Origin of the sequence: Helicobacter jaachi (assembly GCF_000763135.2) — a bacterium.
Taxonomy (GTDB): domain Bacteria; phylum Campylobacterota; class Campylobacteria; order Campylobacterales; family Helicobacteraceae; genus Helicobacter_C; species Helicobacter_C jaachi.
On record NZ_JRPR02000022.1, the window covers coordinates 1 to 3,636 of the forward strand.

Sequence of the window (3,636 nt, forward strand, 5' to 3'; positions counted from 1 at the left end):
AGGCTAAAAAAGTTTTCTAGGTATGGATTTTGTGTAAGCATATTCATAAGCTTATCACTCGCTTTATAAATATCTTGCAAGCGCATATTTTTAGCTTGAGCTGGCAAATTAATGTTGTTAATCCACCGATTAATGTCCATTCTTAGGGATTCTAATTCATCAAGCTTACAGATGATTGTTTTCACTTCCTCCAATGGGATAAATTCTTTTATATGCTTTTTAAGCTCATTATTTTCGATTTTAAGCGTTTTAATCTCTTGGGTAATGGTTTGTATTACCTCACTATAGTTTTTTGATTTTAGGGCTAATTCTGTGTTATTTTGAACTAAATGACTTAATTCGTTTGAATATTCATTTTCTTTGGCTTTCAATTCTTGTCTTAATTTCTCTATTTCGGATTCCAATTCATCATAAGAGCCATAATTTCCGAGCTTCAATTTACGGAGTTCCGAGTAGTCCTCTTTGGTGTGTCCGCCCTCTGCAATGTATTTCTTGCGCTCCTGCTCTATGCGCTCACTCACTTGCTTTTGCGTGAGTTGCTCTACTTTTGCACGTATCTCTCTTTTACTCGCTTCTTTCATTTGCGCCCACTTGCGCGGTTCTATGCGTTCTCTTTTGCTTATACGCTTATCAATGCCTCGTTCCATTTGCAGAATCTCTGCAGCTTCATCTTGAATTTGGCGCAACACTTTAGGCGTGATAAGCTCACGCCTAAAGTTATTCTTGCCTGTTTGACTATCAAGCGTTATAAACTCTAAATGGGCGTGATGATTGATAACCCTGTCTCCATTCTCATCAATATGACCTTCGTCCCTATGTATAGCTATTTGATAGCATTGAAATCCATATCTTTTTTGAAAGTGTGCGCTTAATTTCTCTAAATCCGCCATTGTGGTGCTGTCTTTAATGTTGCAAACTGCGCTCCATTCGTAGGATTTAGCTTGAAACTTTTGCCCCACCCTTTCATAGTATGCTCTTTTGGCGTTTTCTATGATTTGATTTTTTAACAACAAGGCTTCTTTCGAAGTTCTGTTAAATTCAAAATCTCCACCGATAAGGTAGCTAGGGGGTAACAATCTGTCATTATGTTGTGTTTGAATAGGATTTGATTTTTTGAAATTAATACTTGAAATGTGGCTCATTAGTAGCCCTTGAAAATGTCTTGGTGGCGTCCTATGCGGTAAAGGCTTAGAATCTCTGTAGTTCTCTTATACACGATGACTAAATCGCTTTTTATATGGCATTCTCTAAAATCTCTATAATCGCCAATTAGTGGGTGGTCTCGCAATGATGTGGCTAAAACATCATCATTTGCAAGTTGCCGAATCGCTTCATCAATACTATTTTCATTCCAGCCTTGTTTTAAAACTTGTTTATAGTCTTTTTTAAAGGTGTTTTTGATGTCAATTTTTCTCATCAATCATCACTCATTAAAGCCTTTTTTGCCTCATCAAAATTGTCAAAAACTCCTATGCTTGTGGCGTTATTTAGGGCATCAATGGTTGCATCATTTGGCATTAATCTTTGAATCAATGCTTGTTTGATAGCATTTTCCTTTCGCGTGGTTTTCTCTATCTTTTTATCTAGCCTTTCTTTTTCGCTTTGAAGCTTTGAGATAATTGCTCTTGTGGCATTTAGCTCCCCATACAATTTTCTTTCGCTATAAGTGCTGTAATTTGTCATTTCTGATACCCCTTTTCATTTTATTTGCTGTATTGAGCTTGTGAAATATAGCAATGAATATAAAATGAAAAGCAAATTATATACCTTTTAAGGTGGATAATTTGCAAATTATCCACCTTAAAAGGTATATAATTAATAATCTCTCACAAGTTCGAGATTTTATAGCTTTATTATGGGTTGTATATAAATCTTAAAACTTCATGTTCTAGTGCTTTTTGTGTGAATATTTTTGCAGAATATTTCTCGGTATTTGGATTATAGAAAGTGATTTGAATTTTATTATCAACAAATCTAATGCTCCTGATGTATAGCCATTCACCGCCCTGATTTCGTTTATCAATAAATTTACCCGCAATGCTCTTTATGCTGTTTTGGTAAGCTGGGTCAAAATAAGTGTCTGTATTCTGCTCTATCTCTGCAGTATCCACATCAAATTTAAATTCTATCGCTATTACTTTGTTGCCACCCTGTTTAATCTTTTTATACTGCAGATTCTTGAATGGCACTCGTTCTATATCAAAAAGATTCTTTTCCGCATTAAGTTCTTTTATCGCAGGGCGCAATATTCTTTGGTCAATATTGAATTGCTTATAATTTACTGGGATTTGCATAATTTCTTTGAATGAATCCCACTCCATACGCATATAACCTGTGCTGCGATATTGTTTTAAAAGGCGATAGAGCGTTTTGGTATATTTGCTATCAAGCGCAATAAACTCGGCAAGCTCAAAGCGTGTAAAACCTAAGCTATGATTTACGACCATATCATAAAATCTAGATTGAAAGGTTATATGAATGGCTTGTGTGTCGTGTCTGTATTCTGCCTCTTCAAAGCAAACAAAGGTATAGTAGCTTGTTTTTGTCTCATAGCTGATTTTATATTCGAGCAAGAGATTCATAAAGTTTTTAATTTCGTGATAGACTTCATTAAAGCTCCTATTCCACTCGTAAGCCCTACAAATGTCTAAAAAATTTTTATAAGGAACAATAATTTGCCTTTTATCTGGGTCAAAAAATCTCTTTAGAACTGGTGTATTGTCGTGTTTCTCTTTAATCATCGAAATGATTGAAAAAAAAAGGTCATTTTGTCTGCCTGTAAAATTAGGCAATGGCATCTGATTTAAATCATTGTTATATTTGACAATCATAAGTTAGTCCATTTGATTTTGAATATTTTTTGTGGATTCTCAGAATCCACAAAAAATCATATCTAACTAAAGATAACATAGAAAAATGAAAATGTTATCTTTAGTTCCGCAAAATGTTATCTTTAGTTCCGCAAAATGTTATCTTTAGTTCCGCAAAATGTTATCTTTACTATCCGCAAAATGTTATCTTTACTATCCCACAGACCCCTAAGGTGCGGTTCTGCAGAGCGCCTAAAATATATATATAAAAAAGATTTAAAAAGATTCTAAAAAGCGCGCGCACACACACACGCACAAAAACTATATAATGCAAAATGCAAAAATTGCAAAATGCAAAAATTATCAAAAAAATGAGAAAATGAGAAAATGAGAAATTTTGCTTTGTGTTACTTCGCAAAATTTCTCATTTTCTGTGCCATAATCCTGCCTATGAGTAAATAGGGGCTAGTGCTATCATTGTGCTTCGCACACTGCACTAGCCTTTAGGCGTTCGCTAATCGCTCACTTAGCTACGCGCTAACGCGCTTCGCTTAAGCTGTATAGTAAAGAATTTTAAATTTCAATGTTGTGGTTGTATGGGTTTGATATAAAGCGCCCTTTGAGAATATTATATTAACTTTTGCCATTTAAGTGCGTTTTTCCCCTTAAGAGTCTTTCTCTCTCTAATGTTTCTTTGGCGCCTTGATAAGTCTCTCGATATTTATCAAGGCTAAAAAAGTTTTCTAGGTATGGATTTTGTGTAAGCATATTCATAAGCTTATCACTCGCTTTATAAATATCTTGCAAGCGCATATTTTTAGCTTGA

The 3,636-nt window shown here is 34.5% G+C and carries 4 protein-coding genes and 1 pseudogene; all 5 read right to left on the reverse strand.

Annotated elements, in window-relative coordinates; translation table 11 throughout:
- Nucleotides 1-1,142 (reverse strand): annotated as a pseudogene (locus LS71_RS09755) (hypothetical protein); the annotation flags it as partial.
- The gene (locus tag LS71_RS09310) at nucleotides 1,142-1,417 is read right to left on the reverse strand and encodes a type II toxin-antitoxin system RelE/ParE family toxin (protein ID WP_034356986.1); all 276 of its coding nucleotides are present in this window, start codon (nucleotides 1,415-1,417) and stop codon (nucleotides 1,142-1,144) included. The gene LS71_RS09310 and the pseudogene LS71_RS09755, both read right to left, overlap by 1 nt.
- Complete coding sequence (locus LS71_RS09315; RefSeq protein WP_034356984.1) at nucleotides 1,417-1,683, reverse strand: hypothetical protein; 267 nt, start codon at nucleotides 1,681-1,683, stop codon at nucleotides 1,417-1,419. The genes LS71_RS09310 and LS71_RS09315 overlap by 1 nt, the downstream gene beginning before the upstream one ends.
- A gap of 170 nt (nucleotides 1,684-1,853) precedes the next feature.
- Nucleotides 1,854-2,831 (reverse strand): replication initiation protein, encoded by a 978-nt coding sequence (locus LS71_RS09320; RefSeq protein ID WP_138109934.1) that lies wholly within the window; start codon nucleotides 2,829-2,831, stop codon nucleotides 1,854-1,856.
- A gap of 612 nt (nucleotides 2,832-3,443) precedes the next feature.
- On the reverse strand, nucleotides 3,444-3,636 hold a 193-nt coding region (locus LS71_RS09760; protein ID WP_238700404.1), incomplete at its 5' end, for a hypothetical protein.